Genomic DNA, 2,290 nt, shown 5'->3' with positions numbered 1-2,290 from the left:
GCTCCCCGCCCCTGAAATCATCGCACGGTCACAACGAGACACCTCGTAACACTGGGTGTCGCCTTAGCTCGTAACACTGGGTGTCCATTGACACCCGCACGGGCTCGAGGCGCTGGCGTAGGGCCTCCAGTTCAGCATCCTCCGCCTCGACATTCGACAGTGTGCCATCGGCAGGGACATCGCCGAGGACCGGCCACGGCATGCCTGCAGGCCGAACATCTCGGACCAGCCAGTCCCGCAACAGCTGGGTCGAGATACAATCTGTCCGGTTGTAGTCATGGATCTCATCGAGAAGCCGCTGCTCCCCGGTCTGCCGCCATTGTTCATAGAAAACGACGCTGGCGCCCGCTGTCGCGACGTCCGCGGCGCGCTTTTCCATGTAGAAGGCTTCGAGATCCTTGATCGAATAGCCCTTCTCAGACGCGATAAGTCCGCCACCGACGACCTTGAACAGGTCGACGAACCTGCGCTCGCGCTGCAACTGATCCATCGCTGCCTCGCCGGTGCGATGCGCCGCGGTCAGGCGCCGAAGCGCTGCGATCTCGTAGTTGGCATAGTGATAGATATGCGCCTTCGGGTATTGCCGCATGCGTTCGACGAGGAAGGCGAGAAGGTCGCGCATCGCCCGGCCTTCTTCCTCGCGATTATGCGCCCAGAAGGCCCGGAATTGCCATTCGCCGTCCTCCATGAACCAGACGCCATGGAGATATTCGAGGCCTCCGGGAAAGTATGGGTCGCCTTCAATGTCGTAGAACACGTCGCCTTCCGCCGGTTCAGGCAAGAGACCGAAGCCCTTGCCCGGCTCGGGCTCGCGCAACACGAAGGACGGGCCTGCGCCGGCGCGCCGGGCTGTCTGGAGCCTGGCTTGCGCCACAAGCTTGCGCTGCGTCTCGGCGGCCATTTTCGGGACGCGTTCCGCCCTCTCGGCAAGCGCCGCCATGGTGGTAACCCCGGCTGCCTCGAGCTTCTGGCGCTGGCTGCGGGTTATGCCGGCGACAAGGGCAAGGCTGTCGTCCTGCTCCCACTGCGCATTGCAATGATCGCTCCACCGGCAGAGGCCACAGGCGGCATTGGGCTCGGCGCGGGTCGCAGGGCGTTCGGCCACAAACCCTTCAAGCATCGAACGCGCATGCCGCGCGTAGGCGGAGACATCAGCCAGACGAACCGTGTGTCGGCTGCCGTCGCCAAGCTGCAGATGCGCCGTCTCCGGCGCCAGCCCCTGCACCTTCGTCAGGAGGTCGCTGTAAAGGCACAGCTGCAGTACATGCTTGGGATCCGGCTTGCGCTTGAGCTTTGTATCGACAACTTCGTAGGACCAGTCACCGAGCGCGGACGTGCGTTCAACGCGCTCCAGGAAGTCGGTGTAGCCGCCCCACGCTCCGTCCAGCAGGGCACCTTGGAAGATGATATCTGCTCCCTGGGCCATTGCCGCATGGGTCAGCTCGACCGATTGTTCGAGTGACAGCCCATCCTTGGGGATCTCGGTAATTAATCGACCTTCAGCGCGAAGCTGTTCCAGAAAGGCCAGTTCGTGCTCGTCGCCCTGCTGCTGCAGGAGCAGTGCTTCAGCACTGTCGTCCTTGGGGCTGATGTCCCCTTTTTCAATCAGACGCAGATCGAGGAGGGTCGCGTGACGGCACCCCTTGAAGCGCATCAGGTCCGAGGCCGAGAAGCGGAAATTTCCGTCGATAAATCGCATGCATAGCTCCTTACCATAAGCTATGCCCGTTCAGCATGACAAAACCTGTCATGGAGATTCTGAATGTCATTCGCCAAGGCACAGGAGCTGTTGAAACTCGCGATGATGGCAACGCGCCGCAGCGGCGTGTCGCTTGACCAGATTATGGAAGAATTCGGCTGCGTCTATCGCACCGCGCAGAGAATGACCGAGGCGCTTGAGGCGGCATTTCCGCAGACGGAAACCTCTGAGGGGGATGATCGGAAAAAGCGGTGGCGGATGCCCTCTCGCCATGTCGCAGCGCTCCTGTCACCTTCGCCAGAAGAGCTGGCCGCACTATCGAACGGGATCGCGCAGCTCGAACAGGCTGGCATGCTGCAGGAAGCAGCCCTTGCGAGAAACCTCGACCGGAAGGTGAGGGCGCTTGTCCCGCCGGAGAAGGGCACCCGCCTCGCGGTCGATGAGGAAGCCCTGCTCGAGGCGCTGGGTCACGCGGCTCGTCCCGGGCCAAAACCGGCTGTCAACGGCGGAGTAAAAGTCGGCCATTGGGCGGCGCAAAATCAGGCCACTTGATCCGCGCCTTGGCGAGCGCTGGGAGGGCGTAGCCCGAGC

At 62.4% G+C, this 2,290-nt stretch carries 2 protein-coding genes; one reads left to right on the top strand and one right to left on the bottom strand.

Annotated elements, in window-relative coordinates; genetic code table 11:
• Positions 1-28: 28 nt before the first annotated feature.
• Positions 29-1,699 carry a TM0106 family RecB-like putative nuclease gene (locus C0V72_RS16010; RefSeq protein ID WP_101795121.1) on the bottom strand — a complete coding sequence of 557 codons (1,671 nt, stop codon included), beginning with the start codon at positions 1,697-1,699 and terminating at the stop codon, positions 29-31.
• Positions 1,700-1,762: 63 nt separating this feature from the next.
• Between C0V72_RS16010 and C0V72_RS16005 the strand changes: the two genes are divergently transcribed.
• On the top strand, positions 1,763-2,251 hold the full coding sequence (locus C0V72_RS16005) for a hypothetical protein (protein WP_199797815.1): 489 nt from the start codon (positions 1,763-1,765) through the stop codon (positions 2,249-2,251).
• Positions 2,252-2,290: the final 39 nt, after the last annotated feature.

This window comes from Porphyrobacter sp. TH134, from assembly GCF_002855495.1.
In the GTDB taxonomy this organism is placed as follows: Bacteria; Pseudomonadota; Alphaproteobacteria; order Sphingomonadales; family Sphingomonadaceae; genus Erythrobacter.
The sequence above is the reverse complement of the archived record's forward strand: the minus strand, read 5'-3'. Positions and strand labels throughout refer to the sequence as shown.